The sequence below is a fragment of the Desulfosporosinus hippei DSM 8344 genome (assembly GCF_900100785.1).
Classification (GTDB): domain Bacteria; phylum Bacillota; class Desulfitobacteriia; order Desulfitobacteriales; family Desulfitobacteriaceae; genus Desulfosporosinus; species Desulfosporosinus hippei.
The window spans coordinates 39,155-57,268 of record NZ_FNCP01000014.1 but is presented as its reverse complement, the minus strand read 5'-3'; the positions used below and the strand labels follow the sequence as shown (position 1 = coordinate 57,268).

General features: G+C 42.4%; 16 protein-coding genes. 2 read left to right on the top strand and 14 right to left on the bottom strand.

Annotation, left to right across the window (positions count from 1 at the left end; all coding sequences use genetic code 11):
* Nucleotides 1-14 precede the first annotated feature (14 nt).
* The 8 genes from BLS16_RS12955 to BLS16_RS12920 all read right to left on the bottom strand — a co-directional run bounded on the left by BLS16_RS12955 (nucleotide 15) and on the right by BLS16_RS12920 (nucleotide 9,736).
* Nucleotides 15-1,169, bottom strand: coding sequence for a uroporphyrinogen decarboxylase/cobalamine-independent methonine synthase family protein (locus tag BLS16_RS12955; RefSeq protein WP_092333872.1), 1,155 nt, complete (start codon nucleotides 1,167-1,169; stop codon nucleotides 15-17).
* Nucleotide 1,170: 1 nt separating this feature from the next.
* Nucleotides 1,171-1,809, bottom strand: a complete 639-nt coding sequence (locus BLS16_RS12950; protein ID WP_092333870.1) for a cobalamin B12-binding domain-containing protein — start codon at nucleotides 1,807-1,809, stop codon at nucleotides 1,171-1,173.
* Between the two features lie 144 nt (nucleotides 1,810-1,953).
* On the bottom strand, nucleotides 1,954-2,766 hold the full coding sequence (locus BLS16_RS12945; protein WP_092333868.1) for a methyltetrahydrofolate cobalamin methyltransferase: 813 nt from the start codon (nucleotides 2,764-2,766) through the stop codon (nucleotides 1,954-1,956).
* 352 nt (nucleotides 2,767-3,118) lie between these two features.
* Nucleotides 3,119-4,975, bottom strand: coding sequence for an ASKHA domain-containing protein (locus BLS16_RS12940; RefSeq protein WP_092333866.1), 1,857 nt, complete (start codon nucleotides 4,973-4,975; stop codon nucleotides 3,119-3,121).
* A gap of 46 nt (nucleotides 4,976-5,021) precedes the next feature.
* Complete coding sequence (locus tag BLS16_RS12935; RefSeq protein WP_092333864.1) at nucleotides 5,022-5,720, bottom strand: GntR family transcriptional regulator; 699 nt, start codon at nucleotides 5,718-5,720, stop codon at nucleotides 5,022-5,024.
* Nucleotides 5,713-6,393: a cobalamin B12-binding domain-containing protein gene (locus tag BLS16_RS12930; protein ID WP_092333862.1), complete on the bottom strand. Its 681-nt coding sequence runs from the start codon at nucleotides 6,391-6,393 to the stop codon at nucleotides 5,713-5,715. The genes BLS16_RS12935 and BLS16_RS12930 overlap by 8 nt, the downstream gene beginning before the upstream one ends.
* A gap of 344 nt (nucleotides 6,394-6,737) precedes the next feature.
* Nucleotides 6,738-7,394 (bottom strand): DUF1638 domain-containing protein, encoded by a 657-nt coding sequence (locus BLS16_RS12925; RefSeq protein WP_092333860.1) that lies wholly within the window; start codon nucleotides 7,392-7,394, stop codon nucleotides 6,738-6,740.
* Between the two features lie 185 nt (nucleotides 7,395-7,579).
* Nucleotides 7,580-9,736 carry an acetate--CoA ligase family protein gene (locus BLS16_RS12920; protein WP_092333858.1) on the bottom strand — a complete coding sequence of 719 codons (2,157 nt, stop codon included), beginning with the start codon at nucleotides 9,734-9,736 and terminating at the stop codon, nucleotides 7,580-7,582.
* Between the two features lie 450 nt (nucleotides 9,737-10,186).
* On the opposite strand from BLS16_RS12920, the gene BLS16_RS12915 reads away from it, so the two are divergent.
* The gene (locus tag BLS16_RS12915) at nucleotides 10,187-10,402 is read left to right on the top strand and encodes a DUF378 domain-containing protein (RefSeq protein ID WP_034597677.1); all 216 of its coding nucleotides are present in this window, start codon (nucleotides 10,187-10,189) and stop codon (nucleotides 10,400-10,402) included.
* A 249-nt stretch (nucleotides 10,403-10,651) separates the two neighbouring features.
* Here the strand turns inward: BLS16_RS12915 and BLS16_RS12910 are convergent, their stop codons facing one another.
* The 5 genes from BLS16_RS12910 to BLS16_RS12890 all read right to left on the bottom strand — a co-directional run bounded on the left by BLS16_RS12910 (nucleotide 10,652) and on the right by BLS16_RS12890 (nucleotide 14,878).
* The gene (locus BLS16_RS12910) at nucleotides 10,652-11,995 is read right to left on the bottom strand and encodes a vWA domain-containing protein (RefSeq protein ID WP_092333856.1); all 1,344 of its coding nucleotides are present in this window, start codon (nucleotides 11,993-11,995) and stop codon (nucleotides 10,652-10,654) included.
* Nucleotides 11,971-12,627: a hypothetical protein gene (locus BLS16_RS12905; RefSeq protein ID WP_092333854.1), complete on the bottom strand. Its 657-nt coding sequence runs from the start codon at nucleotides 12,625-12,627 to the stop codon at nucleotides 11,971-11,973. The genes BLS16_RS12910 and BLS16_RS12905 overlap by 25 nt, the downstream gene beginning before the upstream one ends.
* Entirely contained in the window at nucleotides 12,624-13,706 is a 1,083-nt protein-coding gene (locus BLS16_RS12900; RefSeq protein ID WP_092333852.1) for an AAA family ATPase, read from the bottom strand. Before BLS16_RS12900 ends, BLS16_RS12905 begins: the two co-directional genes overlap by 4 nt.
* Nucleotides 13,707-13,973: 267 nt before the next feature.
* Nucleotides 13,974-14,186 (bottom strand): hypothetical protein, encoded by a 213-nt coding sequence (locus BLS16_RS12895; RefSeq protein WP_014904256.1) that lies wholly within the window; start codon nucleotides 14,184-14,186, stop codon nucleotides 13,974-13,976.
* A 143-nt stretch (nucleotides 14,187-14,329) separates the two neighbouring features.
* Nucleotides 14,330-14,878 (bottom strand): hydrolase, encoded by a 549-nt coding sequence (locus BLS16_RS12890; protein ID WP_092333850.1) that lies wholly within the window; start codon nucleotides 14,876-14,878, stop codon nucleotides 14,330-14,332.
* A gap of 368 nt (nucleotides 14,879-15,246) precedes the next feature.
* Here BLS16_RS12890 and BLS16_RS12885 point away from each other — a divergent pair, with 368 nt between their 5' ends.
* Nucleotides 15,247-16,290 (top strand): hypothetical protein, encoded by a 1,044-nt coding sequence (locus tag BLS16_RS12885; RefSeq protein WP_176786163.1) that lies wholly within the window; start codon nucleotides 15,247-15,249, stop codon nucleotides 16,288-16,290.
* 130 nt (nucleotides 16,291-16,420) lie between these two features.
* Here the strand turns inward: BLS16_RS12885 and BLS16_RS12880 are convergent, their stop codons facing one another.
* Nucleotides 16,421-18,007: an NAD(P)/FAD-dependent oxidoreductase gene (locus BLS16_RS12880; protein ID WP_092333846.1), complete on the bottom strand. Its 1,587-nt coding sequence runs from the start codon at nucleotides 18,005-18,007 to the stop codon at nucleotides 16,421-16,423.
* Between the last annotated feature and the right edge of the window lie 107 nt (nucleotides 18,008-18,114).

The following is an 18,114-nucleotide window of genomic DNA, read 5'->3' as shown; positions in this document are numbered from 1 at the left end:
CTCTCCTTTCAAGGTTAGTAGGTTCCGTTTTCATGCACATAGTCCAAGACAGCTCTGAGATTTTCTACTACCGGACCATTGATATCCAAATGGATAATGCTCTTATCCGCCTGCCACCAATATCTTCCGCCAGGAGCGAGTATATCCAATAATTCTTTGGCTTTATCTACACACTGTTGCTTTGTCCCGGTTTGCAGCAATGTCACAGGATAGAGTCCCGAAATAATGTGCTTTTTACCGAGCTTTTCTTTAATAAGTTTCGGATCTCCGTATTCAAACCTCATGATGGTATTTTCCGGCAATTCATATAGGTAGTCGATGTATCTCATCCAATCTTGTTCCACAAATAATTGGACACTTTGTCCCATCCCAGCCAAGGTTTCGACCATCTTTTTGAAGGTTGGCCAGTATAAGGCAGCAAAGTCCTTTTCCCGCAAATAGGGAGCCATGTGTAGGGGAACAAAGGTGTAGCCTAACATAGAAGGGTTCGGCAGCGTACCTTTTTTGATCATTAGGGGCAGCACTGCTTCACAAGCAGCCGCAACTTTATCCGGATATCGACGAACATCCCCTGAAATCCCTTTAAAGCTTCTAAGAAAATCAGACATAAAGTCAAAGGGAGCTTCTGTCAAAGCACCAACCATAGCAGCGAAGCCATATTTTGCGTTCATTTTTGCTCTTATTGCTCCTAATGAAGCTAGATCGTCGGCTTGAGCCTTCATTGCTTTGGCTAAGGCCATTGCCACTTTTCCGGGAGGCCCGTTAAACTCCGTGTACAATCTGGGCAAAATGGTTTCGACTATACAGTCATAAGGGGAGGCAATAAACTCGTCGTATTCCTCAGCCAACATGCCAACCACATCCGGATGCTGCATGAATCCGCTGGAACTCATGACAATAGGAGTAGAACCTAAAATTTGATAATGGGAGGGAATTCTGATCGAACCGCCAGGATACGTGTCAGTATAGAAATCTTGACAAAACTTATCGTAGACTGGTTCTAACTTTGTTAAATCCCATTGACATTCAGCTAAGTCCAACCCCGCATACTGAATTGCAAAGTCCTGAGTTGCAGGATTACTAATCGGTACTCTTTTGGGAGTTTTTCCACTGAACAGATCTTTAAATAATTGGTTTCTCTCATTTGTCCTTGCTATGGCATCAGTCATCTTAACTCACCCACCCTTGACAAGTTTTCAGCCCTTCTGCGGCGTTTGTAGTAAAAGCATCTGCGCCGATTTGCTTACAGGCATCTTCATTGACAGGATTTCCACCAATAATGATCTTTACACTATCCCTTAAACCTGCTTCCGTGATGGCCTTGACTGTTTCTTTCATAGAATCAATCGCAAGGGTCAAAACCCCGCTCATCCCGACAATTTGTGGCTTAACTTCTTTTACTTTCTCAACAAATGCACTTGGAGATACGTCAACCCCTAATTCGTACACGTCAAAACCTGCAGCCTCGGCCATACTGCCGAAAATATTTTTTCCAATGTCGTGTAAATCTCCTTGAACTGTACCAATGACAATAGATCCTACTTTTTCCGTGGCTACATCGTTTAGTACAGGTTTCAAAAGCTCAATAGTCTTGGATAGCAATTCTCCGGCAAAAATCAAGTCGCCCACATAGTACTCATTTTTTTCGAACAACTCTCCGACGATCCCCATGCCTTGCTGGCAGGCAAAAACAATCTTTTGTGCCTCTTCACCGCTGGGGTTTGTCGCTACAAAGTCCTCAATCATGGTTATGATAGCTTTTTCGTCAAGGTCTCCTACTGCTTGAGTTAGTGCCTGTAAATCGATCATGATGAAACCTCCTCTAATTCGTTAAATCGTCTCTTAAAATGTGTATAGTATGGTGTTGTTCCATCGGGACAAAAAGTACTCTTAGATACACCATTGTTTATCTGTATATACAAGTTGGTTGAAAAAAAATTCTTCCGCCCAGTCTTATTCTTGTACTTTTACGGGACCAATCTTGTTTTTACGGTAAGCATTCAAGTAATTTCTGCAAAAGCGGTCCTTTCCCAGTAAAGCATCTGTTACATACAAAGTTGTCACTATATCTCGGTTACAGGGATCCAGGATAGCTGAATCCATTCCTGCATACATTGCCAAGGTTAAAAAGTGTTGATTAATGACTTTTCTTAGAGGCGCTCCAAAGGATATATTACTCAAACCTGAAGTTACTTTAATTGTAGGAAATAAGGTTTTTACTTCCTTTAATGTCTCCACAAAGTTTACTAGAGACTGATTATCTGCAGATAGGGCCATCACAAGGGGATCAATATGGATTCGGTCAGGAGTTATATCATATTTAAGGGCCTTTTCAACCATGATCTCAGTAATTTCCACCCTTGTTCGAGTGTCTTTAGGGATACCTCTATTATCACAAGTCAAGGCAATAACTTCCCATTTTGTGCCTTTAATGATGGGGTAAATTATTTCACACTTTCCCCCTTCCTCAGATACTGAGTTTATTAATCCTGGTCGCTTAGCATAGGGAAAAACTTTCTCAATAATCAGTGGATTAGGGCTATCAATACAAAGGGGCGTATCCACGGCATTCTGCACAATGTCCATAAGCCATATTAAAGTTTCTTCTTCTATTTCCGGTGAAGTGCTGGCACAGATATCAAGATAATCTGCACCTGCTTCCGTCTGCCGTAGGGCCAGGTCACGAATAAACTCTTCATCCTTTTGCTCTATGGCTTTCTTAACACTCGGGATTGTTCCATTAATTTTTTCTCCGATAATAATCATAAAAGACATCCCTCCCCGAAGCATATCTATTCCTGTATATACATGTATCTTGTTCATATATTAGCAATATTCAATATTTTTGTCAAATTATCTTTTTCACAAAAGCCAATATTATAAATTTTTAAAATATTAATTCCTGAGCTAGCCATTTTTTGCTTTAATTGCTGTGTTTTTGGGCAAGTGAACTCACTCAACTAAAGTTGAACATCGAGACTTCGGTGGGGGAGTCTACCCCCACCGAAGCGGAGTACGGGGACCCACTCCCACTTGCAGAAGTGGGAGTCTTACGATTGGATAAAGCAAGGACGAAGCCCCTACCTAGATAGTGCTTCGTCCTTGCTTTATTTTGCGCTTAGGTTATTGAAACTTTAAAATAAGTGCTTTCTCCAAAAATACTGTTAAATCTTGGGTAACTGCCTAATTCCACAAACTTTACACCTTCAGCAATATCCCTTGCCCTTCCATATTCATTGGCAGAAAGCAATGCCAACTTTGCACCGGTACCTGCTGCATTGCCGATCATCTTAATCTTACTTTCCAGTTCAGGAGGAATTAATCCTATGACACAAGCGCTATGGGGGTTTAAGTAGTTGCCAAAGGCCCCAGCTAAAAGTACTTCTTGAATATCTTGAACCTGAATGCCATAGGCATCCAGCAAAACCCTAACCCCGGCAGCCATAGCACCCTTGGCCATCTGAAGTTCTCGTATATCACTTTGGGTAATCATAATGGGTCTGCCATGCCCTGATTCATTTTCCTTAGCCAGCAGAAAGGCCCCTTGTCCCTCATACTCAATAAGGTTTTCCTTAAATCTTTGAGCCACAGGATTTGTTAATTGGTCGGGTGCTAAGATTTTACCTCTCTTATTCAGGATACCAAGTTCTACTAATCCGGCAACGGTATCCAGTAAAGCAGAGCCGCACACTCCCAAAGGTTTGCCGCCTCCTATGACAGAATACTCAAGCTTGTCTCGATAATAAACATGATCGATTGCCCCTACAGCGCCCCTCATCCCACTGCTAATCTGGGCACCCTCAAAGGCAGGGCCAGCTGCAGCTGAACAGGCCACTATCTTTTCTCTTGAGCCAAGGGCAATTTCGCCATTAGTCCCGATATCAATAACAAGCTTAATATCTTTACTCTGATCCAACTCAGTGCTCAATAACACAGCTACCGTGTCAGCCCCCACAAAACCAGCAATATTCGGCAGCACAAAAACCTTTCCTGCCTGATTAATGTCAATCTTAAGGTCAGAAGCATCTAAAACCAAAGGCTCGCTCAGAGCAGGAACATAGGGAGATACTGCAATGCTCTGGGGATTTATGCCTAAAAAGATATGATGCATACAAGTATTTGCTGCTATAGAGATTCCATAGATTTGCTCTCTTGCTATAGAGTTCTTCTGGATTGCCTCGGTAATAAGTTTATTAATAGCTTCAATCACCGCGTTGTGCAGTTTGTTTAAACCACTTTCTTCATGGCTTGCAAAGGTAAGGCGGGAAATAACATCGGCCCCAAAAGCCGTCTGTGGATTAAGGGCCGAAACTACATTCAACTCTTCTCCAGAAGACAGATCGAGGAGATAGCCCACAATAGTAGTGGTTCCGATATCAAAGGCCATTCCCAGCAATGTATTCCTAGAATCCAGCGGTTCGATCCCAACCACTTCACTTCCATACATAACAGCAGTGACACGGTTATCCGCCTCTCTAAGCACATCTGGCAACTTCCTGAAAATTGAAATCTTCGATTCCAATTCACGCTCCTCGTAGCCCTGTTTTATTAAACTATCCTTTAGGCGATGCCAATCAGAACTGTGAGCCTCACGGGAGGGCTTTTCAATTTCAAGATACAGTTTTTGCAGGTGGGGAGCAATTTGGAAAGACCTTGCCTCAGAGGTTATTAGGATATTGTGTTTAAGTTGATTTTTGTTTGGAAGTTCAACTAGCAAATCATTGTCTACAGTGGTTAAACAGGCTAAGCGAATACCTTCATCTAATTCTTGAGCTTGAATTATCTCTTGTTCTCTAGGAACCGGTGCGGCCAATCCCTTAGAAATTCTGACGCGACATTTCCCGCATGTTCCTCTGCCGCCGCAGGGAAAATCGAACTCCAAACCTGCATCATTCATGGCCTCTTTTAGCGTTTTGCCTTCCGGAACTTCCAGCAGCACCTCACCTGGTTGAAAAACCACTTTGTGATAGTTCACGATGTTCCGCCCCCTATATCTTCAAGATCTGACCAAGAGACTCAAATTAATCACTGCTACCCTGTAATTTTATATAATCTCCCCTGTAACTAGTAAAGCCTATCCCAATAGGTTTATTTTCATTGTTGTAAAGTTTCAATTTAACTACCAGTAAAGCCAGATCATCATAGATATTGAGATACCTTTTAATATCTTCATTAGGTATCTCTGCACTAATACTTATCTTCTTCTTTAGTGCAAAAATAGGCAAAGAATTCGCCACCATTTCCTGGAATGTAGCTTGTTCAATCTCTTTTTCAACGATAGGCATCCCTTTGTTATACAGCAGATATTTAACATCGTAGGCTACTGGGCTTCCATCAGTATAGAATAACCTGCGAATCATAATAACATGCTTATTTCTTGTAATCTGCAAATCATCTGCTAATTTTTCATCGGGCATGATAATCGTTACTTCCAACAATTTTGCCTTATCTACACTATTAATTGGGTTATTCATCTCATCATAATGTAACGTATATTTGTTAACTTCTGGTTTTTGAACATAACTACCTTTACCCGGAACAGAATAAATATATCCCTCACTCGATAAAATAGCTAACCCTTTTCTGACCGTCATTCTGCTAACACCATATTCTTTACAAAGTGCGGCTTCAGGAGGAACGGTATCACCGGGCTTCAATTCTGCACTGTTAACTTTCTTCTTAATATCTTCGACAATTTTTATATAAACTGGATCACCCATTACCTTCTACTCCTTGCCCGTGGCCAAGATTCATCCATTCCCTACACAATTTGGCGCCTACTGATGCATCTGTAGCAAATCCATCAGCACCTATGAACCTGAAAGAATTTTCCGTAAGATGATTAGCACCAATAATGATCTTAACCTTATCTCTAAGCTGTACTTCCGTCAAAGCGTTTACGACTTCTCGCATTTCATCTACGGTGCTCGTTAAAACACCACTAAGGGCCAAAATATCCGGATTATGCTTTTGGACATTTTTAATAAAGACTTCTCTTGCTACATCTACCCCCAGATCAATTACATCAAAGCCATTGGCCTCTAACATATACCTGAAAATATCTTTTCCAATATCGTGGATATCTCCTTTGACAGTTCCAATAACTACTTTCCCAATTTTTTTATGATTAGTTCTATGGAAATAATCTGTTATTTCCTTTAGCCCTAGTACTTGTCTAAAAATCATCCCTGCCATGATTAGATCGGCAATAAAATAGTCCTTAGAGTCGTAAAGTATCCCGACCCTCTTCATTCCTTCATTCATTACATCAATCAGGCTTAGAGGATCAATCCCTGAATTTAAGGCTTCTCTAGCCAATTCCAGGGACTTTTCTTCGTCTAATTGTTCCACATAGTTGACTAGTGATTCCTTTATCTCTGTAAAGTCATTCATCTTTTTCCTCCCCAAACCATTTTAGGGTTTTGCAAGAATTATTCTTATATATACAGGTATAAACAAAAGGAATATTTTAAATTTATATTATAATCAAAAATTTATTTTGTCAAACGTTCTATTCTTATTTTAGGTCATAATTGTCCAATACTGAAGTTCTCTTTTTTAAACGCTAGGTGCCGCTTAAAACCATTATGTCTAATTATTCTAATTAGCAGAAGAAACAGTAAATCCTCCAGAAACTCGGTTCTGAAGGATTTTGATTTTTTGTTAATACCGACATACCCCAGGACTACCCTTTTTACCAGTGCCTTGACAATCTCAACCTTATAGCTGATTTAGATTCACCTCGTGAAATAAGACTCATCAATGCTTCCGTAGGCAGGAATGTTAATAAACTCCCGGTCAGGCCAAGGCCCATTGACTAGCCTTTCAATATATGTCAAATCCCCTTGGATGATTTGATGATCCAAGCTTAATAATTCTCCGATCCCTTTGGAGATCTTCAGATAGTTTTCTTCATTTGCAACTCCTGTCCGAATAAATAATACCCGCTTATAGCCTTTATACATCATGTCATAAATTCGAGCAGCTTTTTTGGCCCCATACTTTTCAAGAGTACGCTTATACTCTCCCATAACAGAGCCCTCGCTGTTTGTCCAACCACAGGACAAATACAAAGTTCCTACCTCTTCCCGGTGATGTTTATCATAGCTTTCCTGTGAGCCAAGCAGCAGGGGGATGCAGTCGTGAACCCTGGGGATGGTCAGCTTAAAATCACCCGACCGTAAATTCTTTGTTGCATTGCCGCACAGACCAAAGGCCAGGATAACATGTGAATAACCCCTTATCCCATCCAAAATGCCCTGCAATTCCTGACCTAATTTATCCGGATAATTATGCTTTCCTTGGGGAAGAAACTCAAAATCAATATCCCGACCTGAGGCAATTTCAAGTAGTTCTTCTTTTATAACCTCACAGGCTATTATTTTTAGACTCATAACACTATCTCCTTCTGACTCGTCTTACTTCAGCCAGTCTGACACATGTGAACAGCCTGTTCTTTTGCTAATTATTTAAACGTGCATGTACAGTATTGTATTAAATATACAGCGTCTAATCTGTAAACGCTAGATTTTATTTAACAAACCGGGCGACTTCACCCAATTTCTTCGGCTTTATCAGCTCAAAAACTGCTTCGTAGAACAACCATAGCATCTGCAGCCTTAGCCCCCATTTGAGCAGGATATACTATTAAGGGGTTAATATCCAACTCTTCAACTTGATCCTTCAGTTCCGTTACCATGGCAGATACCTTCATAATTACATCCACAAGCGCATCTAAATCGGCGGGCGGCTTTCCTCTTACTCCCTTGAGTAGCCCAAAACCCTTTATTTCCTCAATCATATCCCGGGCATCTCCTGGACTGAGTGGCGCTACACGGAAGGAAACGTCCTTTAACACTTCTACGTAAATTCCGCCTAAACCAAACATGATAGTTGGACCAAATACTTTGTCCCTGGTAACCCCAATTATTACTTCTATACCCTCCGACAACATTTCCTGTACTAACACCCCATTAATCCTGGCATCCGGCTTATGTTTTTTCGCATTTTGCAGTACAATCTTGTACGCCCTTCTTACTTCTTCTTCCGAGGACAGATTAAGCATTAAAGCATTGGCTTCGGTTTTGTGTGGAATATCCGATGAATCCACCTTGAGAACTACAGGATATCCTATCTGCCTAGCCATGAAAGCAGCCTCATCCTCATTTTGGGCCAAGCTTTCCTTGGTAACCGGAATGCCGAAACTGGCTAGGAGGTTTTTAGATATCCCTTCGCTTAAAATACCTTCTAAACCATTTAACTCAACTTTGCTTCTTTCCCCTTGATTTATAACAGGTATTTGATATTCTCTATTTTTCCGTTTACGCAGAAACTCGGCATAATCAGCCATCTGAGCTAGTGCACGAACTGTCAAGGTTGGATTAAAGAACACAGGCAACCCTGCCCTACGCAGTTCTCTGACCCCTTCGCCTTCGTCAGTTCCGGGGTAAACCCAGGGATTAAGGACTATGGTCTTACTGGTAGAGTTATAAATATCAATAATTCCTCGAGCAATTTCAACTCCGTATGGTTCAAATAATTCAAAGTTTGCAAAAATAATATCTATGCTATCATCCTCAAGTAAAGCATTTAAGCAGGTCAATAGTATTTGTGGATGAGTCATGAACTTGCCTGTCATATCGATGGGGTTCTGGGCGGATGCGAAGAAAGGAAGAACCTCTTTCATCTTTGCCATAGTGCTTTCTTTAAGCATGGGCAGAGTTAAACCCAGCCCCTCGCATGCATCGGCTAGAGTAATTCCGATACCACCGGAAATGCTCACTATGGCAACGTTTTTTCCCTGAGGTAATCGTCCCGCTGAAATAAATGGGGCAAAAGCAATCATCTCTTCGTACCCATCAATTCTGATGATCCCTGTTTGTTTAAAAAAACCGTCATAGATCTGGTCAACCCCTGCCAGAGAGCCGGTATGCGAGGAAGCAGCCTTTGCTCCAACCTTACTTCGCCCCACTTTCATAATCATTATGGGTTTTTCAAGTTTCACTGCTTCCTCAGCCACTCTTCGTAATTTAGCCCCATCTCTCGCGCCCTCAAGATACCCCCCTACCAGCTTGGTTGCGCTATCATGAATCATATATCCTAAAAAATCAGCAAATTCCGTGTCCGCTTCATTGCCCACACTGACGAAATAATTAAACCCAACACCGTTGGCAAGAGCCTGAGCATAGATCAAGACTCCATAAGCGCCGCTTTGAGTAACAAAACCTACAGATTTCGAGGCCACGTCCGGAATATCCACAATATGAGCAAAAGAAGCCATGACTCCGTTAATGGTATTAATCAACCCAACGCTATTAGGTCCGCACAGGCGGATACCGGACGCCTTAGCCAACGCTGTGATTTTGTCCTGAAGTACACGCCCCTCTAAACCGGTTTCCGCAAATCCCGAACTAAAGATGACTGCTGAGCAAATACCTTTGGCAATGCACTGTTCCAAAGCGGTATAGACTCCTTGAGCAGGTATTGAGATTATTACCAAATCCACTTTACCAGGTATATCTGCCAAGGAAGAGTAACATTTGTGGCCAAATATTTCTTTGTATTTTGGGTTAACAGGATAAATCTTACCTTTATATCCTCTGTTTATCAGCGACACCTGGGGTTTTGAGCTAGGTTTAGTTGTATCACTTGAAGCTCCAAGAATAGCTATTGATTCAGGTTCAAAAAATTGTTTCAAAGAATTGAAATCGTTAAACATGGGTCTCACCTCATTCATAATAAGCCCTCCAAATTCTGATTCACTGTTAAAGAACAACTCTAAAAAGCCTTCTTTATCAACGTGTTATTCAAACCGTATACTTAGCAAGGTACTAATGATGGCCAATTTACTTCCGCGGAATTAGTCCTTTTAATTGCTTAATCAATTTGTTTATTAATAACTCCATGAAAGTCCTCAACTTCTATTTGAAATTATGAAACTCTAGCTAATTAGATTGTTCTCAAAGACAATAGATAATTAACAAGTTTTCTAATAATTTGTTCCACATTTTTGCTTGTTTTCCTTCAACGTTAGCTGAATATTCCAAAATAAAAGAAAAAGGCCGGTAGTTTACCTGATTAAATAGGTTTTTACTTCGAAAATCGAGATCTATGAGTGAGTATAAAACACTAAAATATGCCAATAATATAGATATGTTTATACTTAAATTTTAAGGAGGAAACTTTGATGAATTGGTTGTCGAAAACTGCTTTAATACTTGTGATTATCGGAGCTATAAACTGGTTGTTAGTCGGCGTCTTTCAATGGGACCTTGTCACTACTCTTTTTGGCGGAGATACACTAAGGTCCTCATCTGGATTAAGTCGAATTATTTATACACTAGTTGGTATAGCAGGTGTTTACTCTATCTCTTTCCTTTTTGAAAATAATAAAGTTAGGTGAGAAAGCAATCCTTCAAAATATGGCTCAGCAGTCGAGCTTGGTCTTCTTTCGGTATTAACACATTAAAATTAAATTCAAAAACTAATTGATAGTATCCATTTAATACGTTGTTTATATTTTTTTATACATAAAATAGGGGCCGATGCTCTACGAACTCTGTTCGTTTTGCATCAGCCCCTATTTTATTGAATTACTAGCTTCAGGAAAAAGCAAAGTAATTTCTAAAAATTCATATCAAGTCGTACCCTTTTAGGGACTAATATGGATTACTTTGGCCCAAGCCGGAGCGGTTCTGTCTCCGTACAAAGCTACAATTACTTTCATCCCTCGTGGTGGACGATCTGGCCATGGTGTAACCCCATCTGTAATAACTATTCCCAATTGAGGTATAGGCTTTAATTTTGAAGCAGCTTCCAAACCAACCCCCATGTCTGTTCCACCGCCTCCCACAAGTTTGATTTGTTCTGGGCGAAACACCCGATGGCAAAACTCGACAGTTTGATCAACCGCCAAAACGTGGATTTTTTCCTTTTGTCCCAAGGACTTTAAGATACCGGATATTTCGGCTAGGGTCTGGTCAAGCATCTTCTCAGATATGCTTCCACTAGTATCCGCCAGAACAGCTACTGAAGGTACAGGACAATGCATGGACGGAAAAATAACATCCCCATTTCCGACCCGTCCCTGACGGCGTGAGGGCCGACGATAGGTATAATCTACTTCTCCGCTTATATTCGCTGCTGCAAATCGAACAGCAGCTGCAAGCTGTTTTCGCCAGTCTATTCTTGGATAAAGCTTATCTTCTGCCCATCGAACCCAATGACCAGGTACACCGCCTTGACCTCTTGTATGTTCCTTGATTTGCTTGGCAACATTCCGGCGGATTAATTCTCCTTCCGTTACACTTAGACCCGAGGAAGACTCTTGGCTAGGCGATTTATCTTCCCATGACGCCATTTGACCGGTTGCACAAGAGCCGCATCGACCTGAACCGGGTGAAGGAAGTTCACTTTCTTCTTCCGAGGAATTAGAACCACCGTACTCTCCTTCTTTGCCCTTAAAAGAATTCCGATCAGAAGCATCCGCTGCTTCTTCAGTTTCTTTTTCGACTGTTGAATTTGACAGTGGATTATTTTTTGCTTGCTCGGCTGAAGACGGCCATTCCTGTTTCTCCAAGGCTGCATAGTATTCCTCAGCCAGGAGATTATCCTGTTGTCCGATGGATTCTGGAGTTACTGCTTGAGCCGGAAGCTTAACACCTTCACTGATGAGGTCGTCATTAATTTCCGCATCAGCAGCGATATTGCTTAAGTGTGGATTATAGTTTCTCATCCTTTCCGCGTGATTGCGGAGAAGATGACAAATTTCATGGTATAAAGCGCCTTCGAGTACTTCCACCGGCCACAAGGATAATACGGCAGGGTCGTAGTAGAGTCTCCAATACATATCGACGGCCAGGGATGTCAAGCCAGGCTTTGGCACCGGCTGGAGGGCCCAGGCAGCAGAAGCCAAATAGGGACGTTCTATTGCTAGGCGGATGCGGGCAGCCTGCAGCTCAAGAGGGAGAATCACGCCTGCAACACCTCCAAACATTTAATGGCTTCAATTGTTTCGAGTATTCCAGACGTTTCTCCAGCCTGAGAGATTCCGGAAGAAAGAACATCCTCATAAACAATAATTCTTTGGGTTCGCTCTCTCTGCTCTTTGATTGGGTCCGGAAGCTTTAAGAATTTCAGGTTTTTAGCGTCTAAATAATATAGGGATGGAAAATGATGATTGAGTGGGTGATTTCGGTAGCGTTGCAAAAAGACGGGCGGATAATCCTCCATGATTTTCTTAAGGAGAGGTGCCGCATCTTCCAACCGAATGGAGAAGTCATGGATTTGGTTGTTGGAAATGGTAATTACCGAGGAACACACAGGCTCTTTCTGGCTAATTGTATAAAGCCGGTACTCTTTTTCCCCTTCAGGGCTTAGAAACTTTTCTGCTTTCCACTGATTTTGCCTGTTTCGATGCAGCTGTTCCATTGTTTGGACCCATTCCTCAGTCAGGGCTACTTTGAGCACAGCATAAATGTGATAAGCCGACAGTTTTGAGCCTTCATGATTTAATAAGTCCAGTCTGGATTCCCTTATCATCCCTTCCATGCTTACTAAAACTCGTCCGGATTGCTTGAAAACACTTTCTTTCCAGGGGATATTGCGGTACACATAAGGAAAATTCACATTAGTCCCCCTTTTTGAAGCAACGGCGCAAATTCCTGTACTTCTTTCAGGGGTAACGATAATTCTGGTTTCCTGGCTGCGGCTAATCTTTTGGCTGCAACAGCTGCTATATCTTTTTTTCCATGTTCCGATGCTTGGGCAAGTACCCTCCAAGCAGCAGACCAACGTTCCTCAGTCAGCCTGCCAACAGCGGCAGCGATGACTGAAACCAGTATGGCAAAAGCCTGGTCTCCCCGATCCGGCAACCGAAAGTAGGTCGGATTGGCCAGAATCTCTTCTGGATCAGGCAGATCCAAATCCCTGCACCAGGCTAAGAACTCCAAACAGGCTCCTTCGCCAACGCATCCAGCCGTAAGTGTCGCCACGACATCCTCATTTGCCAGCACACTTTCCGCAGCTGCCAATAGCCTGGCTGTCATGGACCAAGACCTGGGCGACGGCCAGGCTTTCCCGGCTTGACCTTCATCTTTGGGCACCTGGAGTAATAAATGAGGCCTATGCCGGACAAAGGAGGCAACAAGCATCTCTTTTTCTCGTATTGAATTCTCCCAGGACGAAGGTAGGTGGGGTAAGTCAGAGTTATTCCATCCCCCAATCATGCCGTCTACCCAGCCCTGGGTGTCCAGGAACCAAAAAAGGTGGCAGAATCTGTTCGCCAGAGGCGCAGAAAGATCCCATCCACCAACCGCCTGTTCCGGCGGGTTTGCCGATGCCACAACAGATACTCCATTAGGTAAAGCTAAATCCCCTACAACCCTATCTAAAACGACTCTCAATAGAGCAGACTGAACCGCAGGCGGAGCTGTTGAAATTTCATCTAGAAAAAGCACACCTTTTCCAGCTCGTGCCAGGCGATGGGCCCAGGCAGGAGGCTCCATACGGACACCTTCCTCCCCAATGACCGGAAGACCGGAAAAATCCGACGGTTCACGGATGGATGCCAGGACAACTTCTAGGGGGAGTGCCAGTCCATCCGCAAGCATAGAAATGGATGATGTTTTTCCCACACCTGGGGGCCCCCAGGTTAGGATCGGGACTCCAGCCTGAATAGCAATAGCAAGGGCACAATTCGTAGACAATTTTGTTTCGCACCTCCGTTGGTCCAGACCGTGCCCGTTAAAAAGCAGCACCGCATGTATGACCTTAGTTCATAACTCAAATCCTTTCCATTTTGTCTCCAAAATATAACTAAAATCCCATGCATTTACTCAAAACCCTATAGGTTTCATTGTTCATTCTTTCACCTATAACTTGTCTCTATTATTGTACAAAGTTTTCTGTTCGGCGATAGTAACACATGTACCTACTTTTCACATAAACCATTGATAAATATCTCAACCTCGGCTTTAACAATGGTCAATAAGTTCGTACTCAGGCAAATTGATTTGATGATATAATTTTGCTAATTTCGGATCAGTAAAACTCAACCATCCACCATCACATTTTAAGTTACCTATTCCTTTATACTCTGTCTCACGTTTCTCTTGCAAGTAGTTACAACTACTATTCATGTGTAAGGTACACTTCTTGGTTGGTTTATCAACATTCATCCAAACCATAAATAAGTTCCCCCTTGTACGTTTGACTATATTAAGTCTAAGTTCACCATGAAGAGTAAGTTTAAAACCTGTGAGTTTTACAGACCACAAGATATAATAATTTAAAATTATGTTTAAACTTGTAGCTACATGCATTACTTCTCTTATTTTATAAGTTTAGAGAGTTCCTTGAACAGAGGTGTACCTGATTGCTTAACCAAATCGAATAATACTGTTTCTGTGTTAGTCTCTACTGCTCCCATAGATGTCATCAGGGATAACCCATTTAAGTAATTCTCCTTAGTTCTTGAACACACCGCATCACGCACTACAAAAACCTGGTAACCATTATCAAGTAAATCCCTTACCGTTTGGAAAACACAAACATGGGTTTCCGTTCCGGTAACAATGACTTTCTTTCGTCCCAGTCCCTTGAGTGCCGAAGTTACCTCACTGGTACAGCCTGAAAAGGAAGACTTTTCGCAGGTTAACGATCCCTCGAGATTGTTGCTTACCTCTAAAACGGTCTTCCCTAGGCCTTTGGGGTATTGTTCTGTAGCGATGATAGGAACACCTAATTTCTTGGCAACGGAAATTAGTGTATTGACGTTTTGAATAACTTGTTCGCCGTATTTCATTACCGGAACTAATTTGGCTTGAATATCAATGATCATTAACACTACTTCGGAATCTATCAAAAAATATTTGTTCAAGTTGGTTACCTCCACTCTCTACTTTCTTTAATAACTTCGTTGAAGTAAATAGTTTATCGATTTGCTTGATCTCGGAAAATTATTTGAGATATTGCCTTTTCAAGGGCTGACGGCATTCTTGAGTATCTTATTCGCCGAATTTTCTGATTTTCCTTCTGCCAATTATGTATATTTCAAAATAATGCCATAAGAGCACTTGTCAGCTAGTAAATCTGATAGGCACCACTGGTATTGTTTTGGAATAAGTACGAAACATACTAGGCTAAGGAAATTATTAGTGCATAATCCTAGGGTTTTACTGCTCACTGCCGGTACTCGTCGCGGAGTTTGGAGTACCCGCTTCCCGTGGAATGGCCCATCTCAGCAAAATGAGGCTTAACCAAGGAATGCTCAGTGAGCACGATCAAGGCACCATGAATGCCAAGATGCTCCAAGATATTTATGAAGAAGGGTATGCAGGTGCGCTTATCTTCTCCTGGCAAGATGAGTGGTTCAAACGCTGCTGGAACACTATGGATTTTGATCTTCCCGATCGACGGCCCTTTGGGTCTAATCCGCAAACCAGCGAACAAGAATTTGGGTTAATGGCCTTTGACCCGGGAAATAAGACCTCTGCTTGCTATGTTGATGGGGATTTCTCAGAATGGGAAAATGCAGACCCCCTTGTCAGTGACCCTAACTTTTCTATCTATGTGAAATCTGATGAAAAATACCTGTATTTGAGAATTGCAGCTCAAACCTATGATTTTGAACAAGATACAATCTTAATTCCTATAGATTCTATTTCTAATCAGGGAAACAGTACCTATCCTAAGTACAACGTAACATTTGAGAGGCCCTCCGAGTTTGTCATTATTCTCAACGGGAAGGAAAATTCAAGAATTTTGGTCGACTCTTACTACGATTCCTTTTACTATTTATACGCTAAACGTGTCAAGCTAATTGAGGCCAACCCTGCGTATGAAGCAAGAAATTCCGGGATTTTCAATCCTGAATACCTAACTTTAAACAAAGAACTATATTTACCCGTAGATAAACAAAAACTCCCCTTCAGTAAGTATGAAACTGGAAAATTGCTGTATGGTAACGGAAATCCTCTAAGCAAAGACTACAACTCTTTGTCTGATTTCTTCGTCCAAGATAATAATTTAGAAATCCGAATCCCATGGGCGCTATTAAACGTAACCGACCCTTCTAGTGCAATGGTGATGGACGATTTATATAAAGCGGGAATTCAATCAATTAAGACAAACGGTTTTTACATCGGAGGAATCTTACTCAAGGAAAATCACGTAGTGGGATCTACGACGATGAACTTATTTTCTTGGCAAGAATGGGATACCCCCTCCTTTCACGAACGATTGAAACCCTCGTATTTTATCATTCAAGATGCCTTTGCCAATATTAAGTAGCCTAAACTATATGGGAAAGAGGACAAACGCTATCATGAGTATTGCTACTAAGCTCCCTATTTGGAAATAAAAAAACAGGCTGCAATCAGCCTATAAATCTGATTGCAGCCTGTTGCGCTTATCAACTCAATCATCTCAGAATCTGTTCTGCACAAAGCACTCCGTCCACTGCAGCTGATATGATCCCTCCCGCGTATCCTGCTCCCTCCCCACAGGGATAGAGGCCTTTGATACCAATCGCCTCTAGGCTGTCCCCTCTGGTAATACGCACCGGGGAAGAACTGCGGGTCTCGGCTCCCGTCAGCAGTGCATCCGGATAGGCAAAGCCGGGCATCCAAAGATCCATCTCTAAGATCGCTTGCCGCAGCGAATCAGTGATAAAGTCCGGCAAAAAGGAATCCAGCTCCGCAAACTCAGTTCCGGGCAGATAGGTAGGCAGGACATCTCCAAAAGCTGTTGTTTTACGCTTTTGGAGAAAATCTTCCAACCTTTGGACTGGTGCTTTATATCCTCCGCCGCCCGCTGCAAAGGCCGCTGTCTCTATTCTGCGCTGAAAAGCGCAACCGGCAAGCGGATCATCGTTGTCTAAGTCATTCTTCCCGATGGTCACCAAGAGCGCAGTATTGGCATTTCTACCGTCTCGCGCGAATTCGCTCATTCCATTCGTTGTCAGTCTGTTTTCCTCTGACGTCGCCGCAACAACTGTCCCTCCCGGGCACATGCAGAAAGTATAAACCCCTCTTCCGTTTGGCAGATGCACGACCATTTTGTAATCAGCTGCGCCCAGCTGAGGGTGCCCGGCGAAGTCGCCGTACTGAATCTTGTCGATCATCGCTTGGGGGTGCTCAATACGCACTCCCAGCGCAAAAGGCTTTTGTTCCATATAGACGCCGCTATCCAGCAAACTCTTAAATGTATCCCGGGCGCTATGTCCAATAGCCAGCACAACAATATCTGTAGAAACTTCGGATTTCTGGCCCTTTTCGTCAAAGCGTACCCCCGTCACCTGTCCGTCTTGAATCAATACTTTTGTTACGGTTGCATTAAAGCGAACCTCGCCCCCGAGACTTATCACTTGCTCTCTAAGGCGCTTAACTGTTTCATTCAATCGGTCGGTGCCGATATGCGGCTTACTTAAATACACAATTTCCCGGGGGGCACCGGCCTGCACAAACTCATTGAGCACTTTCATCTTACGAGAATTCTTCTGCCCGATTTTCAGCTTGCCGTCTGAAAAGGCACCTGCGCCTCCCTCACCAAACTGTACATTTGTTTGAGTATCAAGAATTCCTGTCCGCCAAAAGTTTGACACTTTTCTCTTGCGGCTATCGACATCGAGTCCCCGCTCCAGTAGAATCGGTCGAGCCCCTGCTTGGGCGAGAATCAAGGCTGCAAACATCCCTGCAGGGCCACAGCCGATAACCACAGGCCGCTCTTTCAGTTTTTTGTTCTTGGGTAATGTATAAATCTGCTCTATTTCTTTAGAGATATCTTTGTGCTTGTTTCTTGAAATGACTTCATTTTCGTCTCCAGAAACACGTACAACCACCGTCATATTAAAATGGATATCCTGTTTGTTACCTGCATTTACCGTGCGCTTTAGAATACTGAGGTGCTCTATTCGACTATCCTCTATATGTAGCCTTTTGGCCACAATGTCCTTCAGCATTTTTAAATTATAGGTAAGCGCTACTATTATGTCAGTAATTTTGATCATTGTTTTCTCCAATAAATGAATTTGTTAGAACAGCCTATTATAAAAGAAAAGAAACATAAGAGCAATATTCATCTTTAGATACCCTTACAGACACATCTTCTATAAAG

Bases quoted from the DNA above. Each gene is read 5' to 3' on its own strand.
- BLS16_RS12930 (WP_092333862.1), bottom strand. From the start codon at position 6,393: ATGAATGACTTTACAGAGATAAAGGAATCACTAGTCAACTATGTGGAA.
- BLS16_RS12925 (WP_092333860.1), bottom strand. From the start codon at position 7,394: ATGAGTCTAAAAATAATAGCCTGTGAGGTTATAAAAGAAGAACTACTT.
- BLS16_RS12885 (WP_176786163.1), top strand. From the start codon at position 15,247: ATGAGGCTTAACCAAGGAATGCTCAGTGAGCACGATCAAGGCACCATG.
- BLS16_RS12915 (WP_034597677.1), top strand. From the start codon at position 10,187: ATGAATTGGTTGTCGAAAACTGCTTTAATACTTGTGATTATCGGAGCT.
- BLS16_RS12935 (WP_092333864.1), bottom strand. From the start codon at position 5,720: ATGGGTGATCCAGTTTATATAAAAATTGTCGAAGATATTAAGAAGAAA.
- BLS16_RS12895 (WP_014904256.1), bottom strand. From the start codon at position 14,186: ATGGTTTGGATGAATGTTGATAAACCAACCAAGAAGTGTACCTTACAC.
- BLS16_RS12920 (WP_092333858.1), bottom strand. From the start codon at position 9,736: ATGAATGAGGTGAGACCCATGTTTAACGATTTCAATTCTTTGAAACAA.
- BLS16_RS12955 (WP_092333872.1), bottom strand. From the start codon at position 1,169: ATGACTGATGCCATAGCAAGGACAAATGAGAGAAACCAATTATTTAAA.
- BLS16_RS12880 (WP_092333846.1), bottom strand. From the start codon at position 18,007: ATGATCAAAATTACTGACATAATAGTAGCGCTTACCTATAATTTAAAA.
- BLS16_RS12950 (WP_092333870.1), bottom strand. From the start codon at position 1,809: ATGATCGATTTACAGGCACTAACTCAAGCAGTAGGAGACCTTGACGAA.
- BLS16_RS12945 (WP_092333868.1), bottom strand. From the start codon at position 2,766: ATGATTATTATCGGAGAAAAAATTAATGGAACAATCCCGAGTGTTAAG.
- BLS16_RS12910 (WP_092333856.1), bottom strand. From the start codon at position 11,995: ATGTTTGGAGGTGTTGCAGGCGTGATTCTCCCTCTTGAGCTGCAGGCT.